The organism is Pseudoalteromonas sp. T1lg22 (genome assembly GCF_002964645.1).
In the GTDB taxonomy this organism is placed as follows: Bacteria; Pseudomonadota; Gammaproteobacteria; order Enterobacterales; family Alteromonadaceae; genus Pseudoalteromonas.
In genome coordinates, this window is sequence record NZ_PQBY01000038.1 from 350 (window position 1) to 713 (window position 364).

Consider the following 364-nt stretch of genomic DNA (forward strand, 5'->3'; position numbering starts at 1 on the left):
ACTTTCTGAAGTTGCGGAATTGGCCGATGTCTTGAATTAGACGCTGGATTTAGGTTCCAATAGCACTGAAGTAAGTACCTCGTTGCGGGAGTGGCGGAATTGGTAGACGCGCTGGATTTAGGTTCCAGTATCTTCGGATGTGTGAGTTCAAGTCTCACCTTCCGCACCATGTATTGACGGGGGCCCGCACAAGCGGTGGAGCATGTGGTTTAATTCGATGCAACGCGAAGAACCTTACCTACACTTGACATACAGAGAACTTACCAGAGATGGTTTGGTGCCTTCGGGAACTCTGATACAGGTGCTGCATGGCTGTCGTCAGCTCGTGTTGTGAGATGTTGGGTTAAGTCCCGCAACGAGCGCA

General features: G+C 50.5%; 1 tRNA gene and 1 rRNA gene. Both read left to right on the forward strand.

The features are described from left to right. The first annotated feature begins 84 nt into the window (after positions 1-84). Positions 85-169, forward strand: a tRNA-Leu gene (locus tag C2M24_RS15915). Continuing rightward, positions 169-364: ribosomal RNA gene (locus tag C2M24_RS15920) — 16S ribosomal RNA — on the forward strand; the annotation flags it as partial. The genes C2M24_RS15915 and C2M24_RS15920, both read left to right, overlap by 1 nt.